We start from the raw sequence: 18,130 nt of genomic DNA, 5'->3' as shown, positions 1-18,130 counted from the left end.
GCTTGCGCAAGGATGCCGTCGTGGCAGACAGGACGACTCCCGACGAGGAGCTGATGCGGGCGCTCTACGACGAGCACGCCGGCCCGCTTCTGGGCTTCGTGCTGCGCCTGGTCGGAGGCGACCGCCAGCGCGCGGAGGACGTCGTCCAGGAGACGCTGCTGCGTGCCTGGCGCAACGCCGACCGGCTGCGCGGCGCCACGGGCTCCGTGCGTCCGTGGCTGGTGACCGTCGCCCGGCGCATCGTCATCGACGGCCACCGCAGCCGGCAGTCCCGGCCCCGGGAGGTCGACGCGGGGCCGCTGGAGCTGATACCCGCGGCCGACGAGATCGAGCGGGCGCTGCGCCTGATGACCATCTCCGAGGCACTGGGTGATCTGACCGAAGCACACCGAGAGGCTCTGATCGAGACCTATTTCAAAGGTCGTACGGTGAGCGAGGCGGCGGAAGTGCTGGGCGTACCGGCCGGGACCGTACGGTCCCGCGTCTTCTACGCGCTGCGCTCCATGAAGCTCTCGCTCGAGGAACGGGGAGTGACGGCATGAACCCGCCGGCACAGCACACGGACGTGGGCGCCTACGCACTCGGCGTCCTCGACGAGGCGGACGCCGCCCGCTTCGAGGAGCACCTCGCCGCATGCGACCGGTGCGCCGCCGAGCTGGACGACCTGATGGGCCTGTCCCCGCTGCTCGACGAACTCAAGGAGTCCTCACCCGACCCCGAGGTGCTGGACGCCCGGCCCGGCCCGGCACTTCTGGACCGGCTGTTGAGCGAGGTGGGCGCCACCCGCCGGGCGCAGCGCACCCGCCGTCTGTGCCTCGTCGCTGCCGCCGCCGCGCTGATCGTCGCGGGCCCCCTGGTCGGCGCCGCCGTCACCGCGCAGGACGCGCCCAGCCACAGCACGGTGAGCGCGGCCAAGGAGATGTACGAGGAGGGCGACAAGCTCGGCACCGTCGATCCCGTCACGAAGGTCGACGCGACGGTCTCCCTCCAGTCCAAGCCCTGGGGCACCCATGTCGCCCTCAAGCTCGGCAACGTCAAGGGCCCGCTGAGCTGCGACCTCGTCGCCGTCGGCAAGAACGGCGAACGACAGGTCATCACCACCTGGGCCGTCCCGCCGGGCGGCTACGGCCTGCCCAAGGCCACGGAGAAGTGGAACAGGGCGCCGCTGTACACGCACGGCGGAGCCGCCCTCAACCGCGATCAGATCGACCGGTTCGAGGTCCGCACGCTCGACGGCAAGCGGCTGGCCACGGTCGACAACGCGTGACGGTCCACGGACGGCCTACTGATGGTCCGCGCGTCCGCCAGCCCATCCGTGGCCGTCTGTCAACGTGTGAACAGTCATAGCAAACCGCTCATGTCCTGACAGGTGCGCTCAGTACCCCTGTTCGCGTACGGTTGACGGCTGCCCTACGCACAGCAGAAGGGGGCCTGGGTGGCCGCGCAGAACGCCACGGACGCGCACGTGGTGACGGAACCGGACGGGGTCCGCGACCGCGAGATCGGTGCCGAACAGCAGCATCTCGACCGGGTGTACCGACGCCTCGAGGAGAAGATCCACGAGGCCGAATTCCTCATGGACGACGCCGCCAAGCGCGGCCAGGTGGGAACGCCGGGAGCGCTCGCCGAGCGGGACGCGCAGGTGTTCCGCGCCGGCGTGCACCTCAACCGGCTGAACAGCGAGTTCGAGGACTTCCTCTTCGGGCGGATCGACCTGCTGCTCGGAAAGGACGGCAAGAAGGGCCCGGACGGGGCGTACACCTCCGTCGAGCCCGCCGACGACGCGGTGCGGGACGACCGGGCGGAGATCGCCGAGACGCTGCACATCGGCCGGATCGGCGTGCTCGACGCGGACTACGCGCCGCTCGTCATCGACTGGCGGGCGCCCGCCGCCGCGCCCTTCTACCGGTCGACCCCGGTGGCGCCGGGCCGGGTGGTCCGCCGCCGGGTGATCCGCTCCAAGGGCCGCAAGGTCCTCGGCGTCGAGGACGACCTGCTGCGCCCCGAGCTGACCGCGACGCTGGACGGGACGGAGCTGGCGGTGGTCGGCGACGGTGCGCTGATGGCCGCGCTCGGCCAGGCCCGCAGTCACACCATGCGGGACATCGTCGCCTCCATCCAGGCCGAGCAGGACATGGTCATCCGCGCCCCCGCCGCGTCGGTGACCGAGGTCGAGGGCGGCCCGGGCACCGGCAAGACCGCCGTCGCCCTGCACCGCGCCGCCTACCTGCTCTACCAGGACCGCAGACGCTACGCGGGCGGCATCCTCGTCGTCTCCCCGACGCCGCTGCTCGTCGCCTACACCGAGGGCGTGCTGCCCTCGCTGGGCGAGGAGGGGCAGGTCGCGATCCGCGCGGTCGGCAATCTGGTGGACGGCGCCGAGGCCGACACGTACGACGAGCCCGCCGTCGCCCGGATCAAGGGCTCCTCGCGCATGCTCAAGGTGCTGCGCAAGGCCGTGCGGGGGGCGCTGGACGCGCCGCCGGCCGCCCCGGGGGCTGCCGCGCCGGCCGAGGACGGCCAGCTGTCGCTGGAGGGCCTCGACCCTGCCGCCCCGGCGGCCGGGACCCCGGACCGGCTGCGCGTGGTCGCCTTCGGCGGCCGGGTGGAGCTGGGCGCCGACGACCTGCGGCGCATCCGGCAGACCGTGCTCGGCGGCACCGCGCCCGTCAACCTGCTGCGGCCGCGCGCCCGGCGGCTGATCCTGGACGCCCTGTGGTCGAAGTCGGGCGCCGGCAAGCGCTACTCCGACCCGGAGCTGCTGGCCGAGGCGCGGCAGGCCTTCGACGAGGACATCTCCACCGAGGACTACTTCCTCGACTTCCTCGCCGCCTGGTGGCCGGAACTCACCCCTCGCGGGGTGCTCGCCGCGATGGCCGACGAGCGCAGGCTCTCCCGCTGGGCGCGCCGGGTGCTCAACCCGCGCGAGGTCCGGCTGCTGGCCCGGTCGCTCAAGCGGCTGGACGAGCACGGCCGGGGGCCGCTGTCCGTCCACGACGTGGCGCTGCTGGACGAGTTGGAGACGCTGCTCGGCGTCCCCTTCCGCCCCAAGCAGCCCCGTGAGGCGGACCCGCTGGCCCATCTCACCGGGCTGGAGGAGCTGATGCCCGAGCGCTCGGAGACGCGGCGCGAGCGGGCGGAGCGGCTGGCCCTGGAGCGTACGGACTACGCGCACGTCATCGTCGACGAGGCGCAGGACCTGACGCCCATGCAGTGGCGGATGGTCGGCCGCAGGGGCCGGACCGCCACCTGGACGATCGTCGGCGACCCGGCGCAGTCCTCCTGGTCCGACCCGGACGAGGCGGGCGCGGCCCGTGACGAGGCGCTGGGCAGCCGCCCGCGCCGCCGTTTCGAGCTGACGGTGAATTACCGCAACCCCGCCGAGATCGCCGAGCTGGCGGCCAAGGTGCTGGCCCTGGCCATGCCCGGCATGCGCTCCCCGGCGGCGGTCCGCTCGACGGGCGTGGTGCCGCGCTTCGCGGTCGCGGGCGGCGATCTGGGGGCGTCCGTACGGGAGGAGGCGCTGCACCTGCTGGCCGACGTGGACGGCACGGTCGGCGTCGTCGTGCCGATGGGGCGCCGCGCGGAGGCGCGGCGCTGGCTGGCCGGACTGGGCGAGCGGGTGGTCGTGCTGGGCAGCCTGGAGGCGAAGGGCCTGGAGTACGACGCGACGATCGTCGTGACGCCCGCGGAGATCGCCGACGAGTCCCCGGCGGGCCTGCGGGTGCTGTACGTGGCCCTGACCCGTGCGACGCAGCGGCTGACGGTCCTGTCGGGCGAGCGGGACGACCCGGACGCGGAGGGTGTGCCGGATCTTCTGCGGGACTGAGCGCTTCGCGGGGTGGCTCCGCCGGCTGCGGGTTGTGTTGCCGCCTGCGGCGGCGGGCGCCTCTCGCCTGGCCGGCGGTTCTTCGGCTGCGGGCCGTCCTGGCCGCCTGCGGCGGCGAGCGCCCTGCGGGCGCGTCCTCAAACGCCGGACGGGCTGGTGGTGGCTGAGCTCAGCTCGGTCAAGCCTGTCCGGCGATGGGAGCGGCCCGCGTCCGTCCGGATGATCCGTCGGACAGACAACCCGCGCTACCGGAATCACTTCCCGGGACGGTTTGTTAGCCTGGGTGTGGCACCGGCTCGATCCAAGCCCCCGGGCCCAACCTTAGTCGCTTCGAGCGACCACTTGCCGCGAGGCGAGCATGGACGGGTCGGTGCCACTCAAGCGATATTCGACGGGCGTCCCTCTCAATGGAGAGGGACGCCCGTCGGCGTTGGCGGTACCGGTCCCACCCGGCTCCGTCGGCTCCCGTATGGCGGAAAGTTCATTCCGAAAACTGCGGCTGGTTACCGTATACCGGCCAGTAGGTGGGACGATCGGACCCCGCGTTCCTGGGCGACCGCCGAGGCTCGCGCGTATCAAGCGACACAGGGAAAGCAGAGGGAAGTCGGCCATGGCAACGGCGCCTAGCGTCTCGTACTCGATGACGGTTCGACTGGAGGTACCCGCGAGCGGGACCGCGGTCAGCCAGCTCACCACGGCCGTGGAGTCCTCCGGCGGGTCGGTGACCGGCCTCGACGTCACCGCCTCGGGGCACGAGAAGCTGCGGATCGACGTCACCGTCGCCGCGACCTCCACCGCCCACGCCGACGAGATCGTGGGCAAGCTCCGCGGCATCGAGGGCGTCTCGCTGGGCAAGGTCTCCGACCGTACCTTCCTGATGCACCTCGGCGGCAAGATCGAGATGGCGTCCAAGCACCCCATTCGCAACCGCGACGACCTCTCCATGATCTACACCCCCGGCGTGGCCCGCGTGTGCATGGCCATCGCAGAGAACCCCGAGGACGCCCGCCGGCTGACCATCAAGCGCAACTCCGTCGCCGTGGTCACCGACGGCTCCGCCGTACTCGGCCTGGGCAACATCGGCCCCAAGGCCGCCCTGCCCGTCATGGAGGGCAAGGCCGCCCTCTTCAAGCGCTTCGCCGGCATCGACGCCTGGCCGATCTGCCTCGACACCCAGGACTCCGACGAGATCGTCGCCATCGTGAAGGCCATCGCCCCCGGCTTCGCGGGCATCAACCTCGAGGACATCTCCGCCCCCCGCTGCTTCGAGATCGAAGCCCGCCTGCGCGAAGCCCTCGACATCCCCGTCTTCCACGACGACCAGCACGGCACCGCCATCGTCGTCCTCGCCTCGCTCACCAACGCCCTGCGCGTCGTCGGCAAGAGCATCGGCGACGTACGGGTCGTCATGTCCGGTGCGGGAGCGGCCGGAACGGCCATCCTGAAGCTGCTGACCGCGGCCGGCGTCAAGCACGCCGTCGTCGCCGACATCCACGGCGTCGTCCACGCCGCCCGCGAGGACCTCGTCGCCGCGAGCCCCGACTCCGCGCTGCGCTGGATCGCCGACAACACCAACCCCGAGGGCGTCACCGGCACCCTGAAGGAAGCCGTACGCGGCGCGGACGTCTTCATCGGCGTCTCGGCCCCGAACGTGCTGGGCGGCGAGGACGTGGCCGCCATGGCCGAGGGCGCCATCGTCTTCGCGCTCGCCAACCCCGACCCCGAGGTCGAGCCCGGCATCGCCCGCCAGACCGCCGCCGTGGTCGCCACCGGCCGCTCCGACTTCCCCAACCAGATCAACAACGTCCTGGTCTTCCCGGGCGTCTTCCGCGGCCTGCTCGACGCCCAGTCCCGCACGGTCAACACCGACATGATGCTCGCCGCCGCCACCGCCCTCGCCGACGTCGTCACCGAGGACGAACTCAACGCGAACTACATCATCCCCAGCGTCTTCAACGACAAGGTCGCGGGTGCGGTCGCGGGCGCCGTCCGGGAGGCCGCGAAGGCCGCCGGAGCGTCTGTGACGGGTACCACGACCCTCTGAGCACGGCGCGTCGCATGGCGCGGGGCTCCTGACGCCCCCATAAGGTGGCGGGCAGAAATCAGCCGCAGAGATGCGGCCGTATCCGAGGCTGTGGCGCTTTCCGTGTGACTCTCCAGGGTGCCGGATTGGCTTTCCCGCCACTGGTGGGGGCAGGATGCGTAACTGGGCGCGAGGGTCTGGCAACAGACCCGGGTCCGGGGACTGTCCGAGGGCCCTGGCAGCATCGGCTTCGATCTCACGCCTCATTGGCAAGAAGAACACGGGAGTACAACATGAACCGCAGTGAGCTGGTGGCCGCGCTGGCCGACCGCGCAGAGGTGACCCGCAAGGACGCCGACGCCGTTCTGGCCGCCCTCGCCGAGACCGTCGGTGAGGTCGTCGCCAAGGGCGACGAGAAGGTCACCATCCCCGGCTTCCTGACCTTCGAGCGCACCCACCGCGCCGCTCGCACCGCTCGTAACCCGCAGACGGGCGAGCCGATCCAGATCGCTGCCGGCTACAGCGTGAAGGTCTCCGCGGGCTCCAAGCTGAAGGAAGCCGCCAAGGGCAAGTAAGGCCTGAAGACGCCGAAAGGGCGGTCACCCCCTCGGGGGTGACCGCCCTTTCGGCGTCCCTGCGGCCTTGTAAAGGCCATTACAGGCCCTTTCAGAGCCGCGAAAGCCCGTACGGCCCCCGTGGGGCTGTACGGGCTCTACGCGGCCTCACGGGCCTTACGGCCCGTCAGGCAGGTCCGTCAGGCGTGGTTGTGGTTGCCGTTCGGCAGTTCCACGTGCGCGCCGAGGTCCGCGAGCTTCGTCATGCTGTGCTGTCCCGGGGGCGACCCCCGGACCCCCGGCCGGGCGGGTGCTCGGCCGGGTGGGTGCCGTCAGGCGTGGTTGTGGTTGCCGTTCGGCAGTTCCACGTGCGCGCCCAGGTCCGCGAGCTTCGTCATGAAGTTCTCGTAGCCGCGGTTGATCAGGTCGATGCCGTGCACCCGGGACGTGCCCTGGGCCGCCAGCGCCGCGATCAGGTAGGAGAAGCCGCCGCGGAGGTCGGGGATGACCAGGTCGGCGCCCTGCAGCTTGGTGGGGCCGGAGACGACCGCCGAGTGCAGGAAGTTGCGCTGGCCGAAGCGGCACGCCGAGCCGCCGAGGCACTCGCGGTAGAGCTGGATGTGCGCACCCATCTGGTTGAGCGCGGACGTGAAGCCCAGCCGCGACTCGTACACCGTCTCGTGGACGATGGACAGGCCCGAGGCCTGCGTCAGGGCGACGACCAGCGGCTGCTGCCAGTCCGTCTGGAAGCCCGGGTGGACGTCCGTCTCCAGCGCGATGGCGTTGAGCGGGCCGCCCGGGTGCCAGAAGCGGATGCCCTCGTCGTCTATCTCGAAGGCACCGCCGACCTTGCGGTAGGTGTTGAGGAAGGTCATCATCGAGCGCTGCTGGGCGCCGCGCACGTAGATGTTGCCCTCGGTGGCCAGCGCCGCGCTCGCCCAGGAGGCCGCCTCCAGGCGGTCCGGCAGGGCGCGGTGGTTGTAGCCGCCGAGCGAGTCGACACCGGTGATCCGGATGGTCCGGTCGGTGTCCATGGAGATGATCGCGCCCATCTTCTGCAGTACGCAGATGAGGTCCTCGATCTCCGGCTCCACGGCCGCGTTGGACAGCTCCGTGACGCCCTCCGCCAGCACGGCGGTCAGCAGCACCTGCTCGGTCGAACCGACCGAGGGGTACGGCAGGCGGATCTTGCAGCCGCGCAGCCGCTGCGGAGCCTCCAGGTACTGCCCGTCCTCGCGCTTCTCGATCGTCGCGCCGAACTGGCGCAGCACCTCGAAGTGGAAGTCGATCGGCCGGCCGCCGATGTCGCAGCCGCCCAGCCCCGGGATGAACGCGTGGCCCAGCCGGTGCAGCAGCGGGCCGCAGAAGAGGATCGGGATGCGGGAGGAGCCGGCGTGCGCGTCGATGTCGGCGACGTTGGCGCTCTCCACGTGCGAGGGGTCCAGGACCAGCTCACCGGGCTCGTCACCGGGGCGCACCGTCACACCGTGCAGCTGCAGCAGTCCGCGGACCACCCGCACGTCACGGATGTCGGGGACGTTGCGCAGTCGGCTGGGTCCGCTGCCGAGCAGCGCGGCGACCATGGCCTTCGGCACGAGGTTCTTCGCGCCGCGGACACGGATCTCGCCCTCGAGCGGGGTGCCGCCGTGGACAAGCAGTACATCGTCAGGGCCGGTCATGGATCTCGCGTTCCTGGAGTTGGGCAGGGGGCAAGAAGAAAGGGTAATGCGACCGGAGGGCCCTTCTGTTAGCCCTGGGGGCCTGTTCTTACGTCATGGCTTTGCAACAACACGCTGTGTTTATGGAATGGTCGCTACCGGTTATCGGCGCGATGGCCATTTTCATACCCTTCTCATCCAACTCGGGACAACCCCGGCTTCGGACTCGCCGTCCACTCCCCGAACCGGCCGGAAATGCGGGATCATGTGGCCATGACCGAGGTGTCCTCGCTCACAGGACGACTGCTAGTCGCGACTCCGGCGCTCGCTGATCCGAACTTCGACCGCGCGGTGGTGCTGCTCCTCGACCACGACGAGGCGGGCTCCCTCGGGGTGGTCCTCAATCGGCCCACCCCGGTCGGCGTGGGCGACATCCTGGCGTCCTGGGCCGCGCTGGCCGGCGAGCCGGGCGTGGTCTTCCAGGGCGGCCCCGTCTCGCTGGACTCGGCGCTCGGGGTGGGCGTGGTGCCGGGCGAGCCGCACGACCGCAGCAGCCCGGGCCTGAAGGCCGCCAGGGGAGTCTCCGGGGAGACGGCCGAGGCGGCGGACACGGTCGTGGCCGGCGACGGCCCACTCGGATGGCGCAGGGTCCACGGCGCCATCGGGCTGGTGGACCTGGAGGCCCCGCCGGAGCTGCTGGCGGCGGCCCTCGGCAGTCTGCGGATCTTCGCGGGCTACGCGGGCTGGGGCCCCGGCCAGCTGGAGGAAGAGCTGATCGAGGGCGCGTGGTACGTGGTCGAGTCCGAGCCGGGGGACGTCTCCTCACCGGACCCGGAGCAGCTCTGGCGGGCCGTGCTGCGCCGCCAGCGCAACGAACTCGCGATGGTCGCCACCTACCCGGACGACCCGAGCCTCAACTGAGACGGCAGCCCGGCTCCGGCGAGCTGGTCCGACACTGCCCGGGAGCCCGGTTCAGGCTCCGGCGAGCCGCCTCCGCGGCCCCGTCGGACGGGTGTTTTCCGGCCATGGCCCCGGGTGTGTCGTACCGCTCACCGAAGGGAGGCGCGGCGGCCGGGCCGGGGCGGGGCCGGTGGCGCCCCACCCCAGTACTCTTGGAAACCATGAGCACTCTTGAGCCCGAGCGCGGGGCAGGGACCGGCACCCTCGTAGAGCCGACGCCGCAGGTGTCGCACGGCGACGGCGACCACGAGCGCTACGCCCATTACGTCCAGAAGGACAAGATCATGGAGAGCGCGCTCTCCGGTTCTCCGGTCGTGGCACTGTGCGGCAAGGTCTGGGTCCCCGGGCGCGACCCGAAGAAGTACCCGGTCTGTCCCATGTGCAAGGAGATCTTCGAGACCATGGGCCCCGGTGGCGACAAGGACAAGGGCGGCAAGGGCGGCGACAAGAAGTAGCCCCCGCTCCACCCCTTCTCCTCGTCGGTGGGCGTCGAGCCCCCCTCCGCCGGCCGGTGACGGCCTTCTTACGGCCCCTGGAACGCGCAGTCGCGCGTTCCAGGGGCCGTACGCGTTGCACGGAGTGCTTCCGCCGGTCACGAAGTGATCGCGGGACCGGGGCGGGCGCCGCAGAACCCTTGTCGGGCCGCTTCGGCCGCCCATAGCCTCCTCCCAGTTGTGCAAAGCGAAACGCCCATTGCGTATGTTGCAACGCCAATCGGGAGGGGATCTCCATGCCGCTGTCCGCCCGCGTCACCGTCCCGGCGGTGCTCCTCGCGGCGGCGGGGCTCACCGCCGTCACCGCCTGCGCGCCCGCCACCTCCGTGGGCGGCGCGCGGGGCGACGCGAGGACCGGCACGCTGCGCGTCTGGCTCTTCCGCGAAGTCGACAACAAACCCAAGGAGGCGGTGGTCCGCGAGGCCGTCGCCGCCTTCACCGCCGGCCACCGGGGCGTCAAGGTCGACATCGCCTACATTCCCGTCGACACCCGCGCCCAGCGGATCAAGGCCGCCTTCAACGATCCGAAGAGCGCACCGGACCTCGTCGAGTACGGCAACACCGACACCGCCGGGTATGTGCGGGACGGCGGACTCGCCGACGTCACCGCCGACCTCGCCACCTGGACCGACGCCAAGGACACCGACCCGGCGGCCAAGAGGTCCGTGACCGTGGACGGCAAGCAGTACGGCGCCCCGCTGTTCGTCGGCGTCCGGGCCCTGTACTACCGCACCGACGTCTTCCGCGAGCTGGGCCTCAAACCCCCGGAGACCCTGGACGGGCTGGCCGCCACCGCGAGAACGATCCACAAGGAACGCCCCGGGCTCTACGGCCTGGTGGTGGGCGGCGCCTACACCTACGGGGCCATGCCGTTCGTCTGGGCGCACGGCGGCGACATGGCGAAGCGTCAGGGCCGCCGCTACGTCTCCGCCCTCGACAGCGACGCCGCGAAGAAGGGCATCAAGGCCTACACGGACCTCTTCGGCGCCCACAACTGCCCCGCCGACAAGTGCGCCCGCATGGGCGGCAACGACACCGTGCAGGCCTTCGCGTCCGGCAAGGCAGCCATGGCCATCGGCGGGGACTTCAGCCACCGGGCCGTCGAGAACAGCAAGGCCAAGGGCTCCTACGCGGTCGTCCCCCTGCCCGGCGTGCGCAAAGGACAGATAGCCCCGGCCTTCGCGGGCGGGAACAACCTCGGGGTGCTCAAGAGCAGCGCACACCGCACGCTCGCCGTGGACCTGATGAAGTCATTGGCCGGCAAGCGCACCCAGGCCCGCCTCTTCGACGCCATGGGCTTCCTGCCCACCTACACCGACGTCCGGCGGGAGGCCGCACGCCGGCAGCCCTTCGTCGAACCCTTCGTGCGCACCCTCGCGGCAGGCGCGAGATCGGTGCCCGCCTCACCGGGCTGGGCGGCCGTCGACGCCGGGCAGGTGCTGCCGACCATGTTCCAGGAGATCGTGAGCGGCCGCAGAAGCGTCGACGCGGCGGCCGAACGGGCGGCCCGGAAGATGAACGAGGCGTTCGCGAAGTGAGCACCCGACAGCACGACGCCGGGCGCTGGACGCCCTGGCTCTACCTCGCCCCCGCCCTCCTCGTCCTCGGCGGACTGCTCCTCTACCCCATCTACCAGCTGGGCCTCATCTCCTTCCTCGAATACACCCAGGCGCAGGTCAGCGGAGGCGAGCCCACCAGCTTCCGGGGCCTGGCCAACTACCGCGAACTCTTCGCCGACGGCCAGTTCCGCCAGGTCCTCGCCGCCACCGTGGTCTTCGCGGCCGCCTGCGTCGCGGCCACGTTGGCCGTCGGCTGCGCCTTGGCCGTCCTCCTCACCAAGGTGCGCGCCCTGCCGCGGCTGGCGCTGATGCTCGCCGCGCTCGGGGCGTGGGCCACGCCCGCCGTCACCGGCTCGACGGTGTGGCTCTTCCTCTTCGATCCCGACCTCGGCCCGGTCGACAAGGCCCTGACCTGGATGGGCCTGAGCGGTTTCGACGGCTACGCGTGGACCTACGACCGCTACAGCGCCTTCGCGCTCGTCCTGCTCGAGATCGTGTGGTGCTCGTTCCCCTTCGTCATGGTCACCGTCTACGCCGGCATCCGCGCGATACCGGGCGAGGTGCTGGAGGCGGCCGCACTGGACGGCGCGTCGCAGTGGCGGATCTGGCGCGACGTCATGGCGCCGATGCTCCGGCCGATCCTGACGGTCGTCACCATCCAGTCGGTCATCTGGGACTTCAAGGTCTTCACCCAGATCTACGTGATGACCAACGGCGGAGGCATCGCCGGACAGAACATGACGCTGAACGTCTACGCCTACCAGAAGGCCTTCGCCTCCTCGCAGTACAGCCTCGGCTCGGCGATCGGAGTGGTGATGCTGGTGATCCTGCTGACCGTCACGATCGGCTATCTGCGGCTGCTGCGGCGCCAGGGGGAGGAGATATGACCCGGCCCTGGCGGTTCGCGGCGGAGGCGGTGGCGCTGTTGACGGCGGCCGTGGTCGCCTTCCCGCTGTACTGGATGGTGCTGTCGGCCTTCAAACCGGAGGGCGAGGTGCAGAGCGACCGGCCGCGCCCGTGGACGCTGCACCCCACCCTGGACGCCTTCCGGCGGGTCTTCGGACAGCAGGACTTCGGGCGGTACTTCCTCAACAGCCTGCTGGTCGCGGCCGTCGTCGTCCTCGCCTCGGCGCTCATTGCCTTCCTCGCGGCGACCGCGGTGACCCGCTTCCGCTTCCGCTTCCGGACCACGCTGCTCGTCATGTTCCTCGTCGCGCAGATGGTGCCGGTGGAAGCCCTGGCGATCCCCCTGTTCTTCCTCATGCGGGACGCGGGCGAGGTCGTGCCGGCGATCGGCCTCAACACCCTCGGCTCGCTGATCCTGCCGCACCTCGCGTTCTCCCTGCCGTTCGCCATCTGGATGCTGCGCGGGTTCGTCAAAGCGGTGCCGGAGGCGCTGGAGGAGGCCGCCTACCTCGACGGCGCGAGCCGGACGCGGTTCCTGTGGCAGATCCTCTTCCCCCTGGTCTTCCCGGGCCTGGTGGCGACGAGTGTCTTCTCCTTCATCTCCACCTGGAACGACTTCCTCTTCGCCCGGTCCTTCATCGTCAGCGCCACGGAGAACTCCACGCTGCCGATGGCACTCCTGGTCTTCTTCAAGGACGAGGGCAACGACTGGGGCGGCATCATGGCCGCCTCGACCGTCATGACCCTCCCCGTGCTGCTCTTCTTCGTACTCGTACAGCGCCGACTGGTCTCGGGCCTCGGCGGCGCGGTCAAGGATTGACGCCATGAATGACACCGGTACGGATCTGATCCCCGCACCTCGCCACATCCGCGACACGCTGCCCGGGGGCGGTGTGGGCTATGTGATCGACGAGGACACCGAGATCGACGCAGGGCCCGGCACCGAGCGCGTGGCGCGGTGGCTGCGCGCCACGGTGGGCGCGGCGACCGGGCTGCCGCTCGCCCCGCACGGGGGCGATGCCAACCGCATCATGCTGCGGATCCTGCCCGAGCTCGCCGAGGAGCACGGCAGCCACGAGGCGTACCGGATCGTTGTCGACGGCTACCTCGTCGTCATCGACGGGGCGAGTGAAACCGGTCTGTTCTGGGGCGCCCAGACCCTCCGCCAACTGCTCGGCCCGGCGGCCTTCCGGCGGGCGCCCGTCACGGCGAGGACGGAATGGCAGCTGCCCGCCGTCCGCATCGAGGACGCCCCCCGCTTCGCCTGGCGCGGCGCGATGCTCGACGTCGCCCGGCACTTCCTGCCCAAGGGCGATGTCCTCGCCTACGTGGACCTGCTCGCCGCGCACAAGCTCAACGTCCTGCATCTGCACCTCACCGACGACCAGGGCTGGCGGCTGGAGATCAAGCGCCACCCGAGGCTCACCGAGGTCGGCGCGTGGCGCGCACGGACCAAGGTCGGGCACCGGGCGTCCCCGCTCTGGGACGAGCGGCCGCACGGCGGTTACTACACACAGGACGACATGCGCGAGATCGTCGCCTACGCCGCCGAACGGCACATCACCGTCGTCCCCGAGATCGACATTCCCGGCCACTCGCAGGCCGCCATCGCCGCGTACCCCGAACTGGGCAACACCGACGTCATCGACACCACCTCGCTCTCCGTCTGGGACACCTGGGGCGTCAATCCGAACGTACTCGCCCCCACTGACACCACCCTCGCCTTCTACGAGGACGTCCTGACGGAGGTTCTCGACATCTTCCCCTCGCCGTTCGTCCACATCGGCGGTGACGAGTGCCCCAAGGACCAGTGGCGGGCCTCACCGACCGCCCAGGCGCGGATCGCCGAACAAGGGCTGGCGGACGAGGACGAGTTGCAGAGCTGGTTCATCCGCCACTTCGACCGCTGGCTCACCGGGCGCGGCCGACGCCTCGTCGGCTGGGACGAAATCCTCGAAGGGGGCCTGGCGGAGGGCGCCACCGTCTCGTCCTGGCGGGGCTACGCGGGCGGGATCGCCGCCGCCCGCGCCGGGCATGACGTCGTGATGTGTCCCGAGCAGCAGGTCTACCTCGACCACCGGCAGGCCGCCGGGGACGACGAACCCGTCCCCATCGGCTTCGTCCGCACCCTGGAGGACGTCTACCGCTTCGAGCCCGTTCCCCCCGAACTCGACGCCGACCGGGCCGAGCGCGTCATCGGCACCCAGGCCAACATCTGGACCGAGGTCATGGAGAGCCGACAGCGCGTCGACTATCAGACCTTCCCGCGCCTGGCGGCCTTCGCCGAGGTCGCCTGGTCCCGTCTGCCCGCCCCCGAGGACCGCGACTTCGCGGCCTTCGAACGCCGGATGACCGGCCACTACGCCCGCCTCGACGCCCTCGGCGTCGACTACCGACCGCCCGGCGGGCCGCGGCCCTGGCAGCGGCGGCCCGGCGTGCTCGGACGCCCGATCGAGGGCGCGCCCCCAATCGTGTGAGCCATGCCGGAAGGTGACCGCCCGCGCGGTTCGCCCCTGGCACGGTGGTCCCCCTCATGTCCTCCACAGACTGCCGTAAGTCACGCAAGGGTTCCCAATGGTGGCAATCCGCCTACAGCGGAGACATAGCCGAAAAACGGACCATCCTCCTGGCCCGGTACGGAACGGCGGTTCGCGGACCCTCGCGACGACGGACTCGGAAGATGTGCCAGAGTTGCCACGTCCGGGCTGTCAGCACGTACCGTACGGCGGGATCAGACGGGCAACAGCCGGGGACCACCGGGGAAGGGGCAGCTGGGTTGACCACGCACGCACCGCAAGCGGCGAACACGGTGACGTTGCCGGGCTCGCTCGATGAGGCCGTCGCGGCCCTCGCCGCCATGCCCGCCGCCGTGCCCGTCGCGGGCGGCACCGATCTGATGGCCGCCGTCAACTCCGGGCTGCTGCGGCCCGCCGCGCTCGTCGGCCTCGGCCGCATCAGCGAGATCCGCGGCTGGCAGTACCAGGACGGCCACGCGCTGCTCGGCGCCGGCCTCACCCACGCCCGGATGGGCCGCCCCGACTTCGCCGCGCTGATCCCGGCGCTGGCCGCCGCCGCGCGTGCCGCCGGGCCGCCCCAGATCCGCAACGCCGGCACCCTCGGCGGCAACATCGCCTCCGCAGCCCCGACCGGCGACGCGCTGCCCGTGCTCGCCGCCCTGGAAGCCACCCTCGTCGTGGCGGGCCCCGGCGGCTCGCGGCGCGAGATCCCCGTCGGCCACCTGCTGGCCGGCTTCGAGATGCTGGCGCCGGGCGAGCTGATCGGCTACGTCCGGGTGCCGCTGCTGCACGCCCCGCAGACCTTCCTCAAGGCCACCGGCCGTACGGGCCCGAGCCGGGCCACCGCGTCGGTGGCCGTCGTCCTGGACCCGGCCCGACGCCATGTGCGGTGCGCGGTGGGCGCGGTCGCGCCCATGCCGCTGCGCCCGCTGGACGCCGAGCGCTGGGTCTCCTCGCTCATCGACTGGGACGGCGAGCGCACGCTCGCGCCCGAGGCGTGCGCCGCCTTCGGCGAGTACGTCGCGGCCGCGTGCATCCCCGACCCCGCTCCGGCCGAGCCGGTCCTGGAGGCCGCACAGCAGCACGGGGAGCCGGGCGCCACCCTGCCGCCCGCCGTCCTGCACCTGCGTCGTACGGTGGCGACTCTGGCCCGCCGAGCACTGGGGAGGGCACTCGCGTGAGTGACGAACAGCAGCGACACGCCTCGCCGACCGGGGAGAGCGGCTGGCAGCCGATCCCCCGCGGCGCGGAACTGGACGCGGAAGGCACGACCTTCGTGCAGCTTCCGCCCGAGCTTCTCGCCCACCCGGGCGCGGCGACCCAGGGCGGCTCCTGGGACCCGCTGGCCGCCCCCGGCACGGGCGGCTACACCCCGCCGCCGGCCGCGGCCTGGCAGCAGCAGGCACCGCCGTCGCAACCGGCACCCGCGCAGGAGCCGGCGCACAGCACGCCCGCGCAGGCGCCGGACCAGTGGGCCACGCCCCATGCCTCCGCGCACGCCGCGGACCATGCGGTGAGCCACGCCGTGAACCATGCCGCGCAGCACGCCGCGGGTCAGGTCGCGAACCCCGCCGCGCAGCACGCCGCGCAGGAGCCGGTGCCGGTGGCGGCGGCCGGGGCGGGCGCGATGTCGGTCCAGGACGCGGTGCCGGGTTCGGCCCCGGGAGCGTTCCCCGGCTCGGTGCCGGGTTCGGTGCCGGGCGTTCCGGGCGCGTCGGAGTGGCCGGTTCCGGCCGGTTCGTACGACTACGCGCAGGTACAGCAGCAGGGGCACGCCCCGATCCACGAGCAGAGCCACGGCCAGCCGCAGAGCCACGGTCAGTCGCAGGACTACGGGCACGTCCCGGCGGGCGACGGCGGTGGCGGTGACCCGCACGACACGGCGCAGTGGCCCATGCCGTTCGCCCCGGGCGAGTCCGGCGGGCACGCCGGCGCCGGGGAGCCCGACCACGCGGCGCACCAGCAGGGCGGATCGACCGGCCAGTGGACGGTCCCGGCCGTCGGGGACGACCCGGTCGACGAGTCCGGTGAGTACGCCCTCGGCAACGCCGCCGACCCGCACAACACGGCGCAGTGGCCGGTGCCGCACGCCGAGCCCGACGAGGCCGTGAGCGCCGACGCCTGGCACCAGCCGATGGCCGCCGTGGGCATGGAGACCGGCTCGACGGGCCAGTGGTCGATCCCGGTCGCGCAGGACGACACGGCGGACGAGTCCGGGGAGTACGCGCTGGGCGGCTTCGCGGGCGGGATCCCGGCGCCGGTCGCCTCCTCGTTCCCCGTCCCCGGAGCCGACGGACACGGTCCGTTCACCGCTCCGCAGCACGACACGCACGGCAGCGGGGTCACCGGTACGGGCGATCATCAGGCCGCACCGTGGACGCAGCCCGTCACAGGCCCGGACGGCTCCCACGCCGGGCAGCCGCACGCGGAGGGCCAGGCCCTTCCGGAGACACCGGGTGACCCGGTGGCGCCGGAAAGCGGAGCCGAGCACGAGCAGGCGCCGGTGGACGCCGTCCCGGACGCCGGGACGACTGCCGACGCCGAGCGTCAGGACGCGTACCCGCACGCCGAGCACCCGCAGCACGGTCAGCCGGAACAGCCGGGCGCTGCGGAGCAGCCGGGCCGGTCGGAGCTGCCGGGGCAAGCCGAGCAGCCCGAGCAGTTCGCACCGGCAGCACCGGAACACGCGCCGGTCGATACGCAGGCGCAGCCCCAGTCGCAGCCCGGGCCCGAGTCCGTGTCCGAGCCCGAGTCGTCCGAATATCCGCAGGTAGCGGCGGACCTTCACCCGGTCGGCCGCGAGGCGGACGAAACGGCGACCCCGGAAGCCGACCACCAGGCCGAAGGCCTGCGGACCGACGACCCGGGGCCGGATGTCCCGGGGCCGGATGTCCCGCAGTCCGAAGCCGACCAGGCGCCCCCGGTCGACAATCCGCACACCGAGCACCCCCACGCCTCGTACGTCCTGCGCGTCAACGGCACCGACCGGCCCGTGACCGATGCCTGGATCGGGGAGTCGCTGCTCTACGTGCTGCGCGAGCGCCTCGGCCTCGCCGGAGCCAAGGACGGGTGCTCGCAGGGTGAGTGCGGGGCCTGTTCCGTGCAGGTCGACGGGCGGCTCGTGGCGTCGTGCCTCGTGCCCGCCGCGACCGCCGCGGGCGCGGAGGTCCGTACCGTCGAGGGCCTGGCCGTCGACGGACAGCCGTCGGACGTCCAGCGGGCGCTCGCCGCGTGCGGAGCCGTGCAGTGCGGTTTCTGCGTGCCCGGGATGGCCATGACCATGCACGACCTGCTTGAGGGCAACCACGCCCCGACCGAGCTGGAGACCCGCCAGGCGCTCTGCGGCAACCTCTGTCGCTGCTCCGGCTACCGGGGCGTCCTCGACGCGGTCCGCCAGGTCGCGGACGAGCGCGCCGAGTCGGCCGCGGCACAGGAAGCGGCCAACGAAGCGGTGCACGAGGCGCACGACGCGGCCGACGGCACGGCGCACGAGACGGCCTACGGCACCGGCCCCGGGGACGGACCCGGGTACGGCCAGGAACAGGCGTGGCCGGGGGCGGACTCGGCACGCATCCCGCACCAGGCGGGCCCGCACGACGGTGGCAGCGGAAGGGCAACGGCATGACTGGAA

At 72.0% G+C, this 18,130-nt stretch carries 14 protein-coding genes; 13 read left to right on the top strand and 1 reads right to left on the bottom strand.

Features of this window, described 5'->3' with window-relative positions; translation table 11 throughout:
• The first annotated feature begins 53 nt into the window (after positions 1-53).
• The 5 genes from AB8O64_RS14100 (at position 54) to AB8O64_RS14080 (ending at position 6,427) form a co-directional block, all read left to right on the top strand.
• Entirely contained in the window at positions 54-542 is a 489-nt protein-coding gene (locus AB8O64_RS14100) for a sigma-70 family RNA polymerase sigma factor (protein WP_356454529.1), read from the top strand.
• Positions 539-1,267 carry an anti-sigma factor gene (locus AB8O64_RS14095; protein WP_370419490.1) on the top strand — a complete coding sequence of 243 codons (729 nt, stop codon included), beginning with the start codon at positions 539-541 and terminating at the stop codon, positions 1,265-1,267. The genes AB8O64_RS14100 and AB8O64_RS14095 overlap by 4 nt, the downstream gene beginning before the upstream one ends.
• Positions 1,268-1,435: 168 nt before the next feature.
• Positions 1,436-3,829, top strand: a complete 2,394-nt coding sequence (locus AB8O64_RS14090) for a UvrD-helicase domain-containing protein (RefSeq protein WP_370419489.1) — start codon at positions 1,436-1,438, stop codon at positions 3,827-3,829.
• 610 nt (positions 3,830-4,439) lie between these two features.
• Entirely contained in the window at positions 4,440-5,873 is a 1,434-nt protein-coding gene (locus AB8O64_RS14085; protein ID WP_370419488.1) for an NAD-dependent malic enzyme, read from the top strand.
• A 272-nt stretch (positions 5,874-6,145) separates the two neighbouring features.
• Positions 6,146-6,427 (top strand): HU family DNA-binding protein, encoded by a 282-nt coding sequence (locus tag AB8O64_RS14080; protein WP_004951951.1) that lies wholly within the window; start codon positions 6,146-6,148, stop codon positions 6,425-6,427.
• 311 nt (positions 6,428-6,738) lie between these two features.
• On the opposite strand, the gene murA is transcribed toward AB8O64_RS14080, so the two are convergent.
• Positions 6,739-8,085: a UDP-N-acetylglucosamine 1-carboxyvinyltransferase gene (gene murA / locus AB8O64_RS14075; RefSeq protein ID WP_130878078.1), complete on the bottom strand. Its 1,347-nt coding sequence runs from the start codon at positions 8,083-8,085 to the stop codon at positions 6,739-6,741.
• 252 nt (positions 8,086-8,337) lie between these two features.
• Between murA and AB8O64_RS14070 the strand changes: the two genes are divergently transcribed.
• The 8 genes from AB8O64_RS14070 (at position 8,338) to AB8O64_RS14035 (ending at position 18,124) form a co-directional block, all read left to right on the top strand.
• Positions 8,338-8,985: a YqgE/AlgH family protein gene (locus tag AB8O64_RS14070; RefSeq protein WP_370419487.1), complete on the top strand. Its 648-nt coding sequence runs from the start codon at positions 8,338-8,340 to the stop codon at positions 8,983-8,985.
• A 200-nt stretch (positions 8,986-9,185) separates the two neighbouring features.
• On the top strand, positions 9,186-9,479 hold the full coding sequence (locus AB8O64_RS14065; RefSeq protein WP_130878076.1) for a DUF3039 domain-containing protein: 294 nt from the start codon (positions 9,186-9,188) through the stop codon (positions 9,477-9,479).
• Between the two features lie 275 nt (positions 9,480-9,754).
• A complete protein-coding gene (locus AB8O64_RS14060) occupies positions 9,755-11,056 on the top strand; it encodes an extracellular solute-binding protein (RefSeq protein WP_370419486.1) in 1,302 nt (433 codons plus the stop codon).
• On the top strand, positions 11,053-11,964 hold the full coding sequence (locus AB8O64_RS14055; RefSeq protein WP_370419485.1) for a carbohydrate ABC transporter permease: 912 nt from the start codon (positions 11,053-11,055) through the stop codon (positions 11,962-11,964). Before AB8O64_RS14060 ends, AB8O64_RS14055 begins: the two co-directional genes overlap by 4 nt.
• Complete coding sequence (locus AB8O64_RS14050; RefSeq protein ID WP_370419484.1) at positions 11,961-12,803, top strand: carbohydrate ABC transporter permease; 843 nt, start codon at positions 11,961-11,963, stop codon at positions 12,801-12,803. Before AB8O64_RS14055 ends, AB8O64_RS14050 begins: the two co-directional genes overlap by 4 nt.
• 4 nt (positions 12,804-12,807) lie before the next feature.
• Positions 12,808-14,460, top strand: coding sequence for a beta-N-acetylhexosaminidase (locus tag AB8O64_RS14045; RefSeq protein WP_370419483.1), 1,653 nt, complete (start codon positions 12,808-12,810; stop codon positions 14,458-14,460).
• A 299-nt stretch (positions 14,461-14,759) separates the two neighbouring features.
• Positions 14,760-15,680 (top strand): xanthine dehydrogenase family protein subunit M, encoded by a 921-nt coding sequence (locus AB8O64_RS14040; RefSeq protein WP_370419482.1) that lies wholly within the window; start codon positions 14,760-14,762, stop codon positions 15,678-15,680.
• Positions 15,677-18,124, top strand: a complete 2,448-nt coding sequence (locus tag AB8O64_RS14035; RefSeq protein ID WP_370419481.1) for a 2Fe-2S iron-sulfur cluster-binding protein — start codon at positions 15,677-15,679, stop codon at positions 18,122-18,124. Before AB8O64_RS14040 ends, AB8O64_RS14035 begins: the two co-directional genes overlap by 4 nt.
• Positions 18,125-18,130 lie beyond the last annotated feature (6 nt).

It is taken from the genome of Streptomyces sp. QH1-20, assembly GCF_041283565.1.
GTDB classification, from domain to species: domain Bacteria; phylum Actinomycetota; class Actinomycetes; order Streptomycetales; family Streptomycetaceae; genus Streptomyces; species Streptomyces syringius.
Note: the sequence above shows the minus strand (reverse complement) of the source record. Positions and strands in the feature narration are given on the sequence as shown.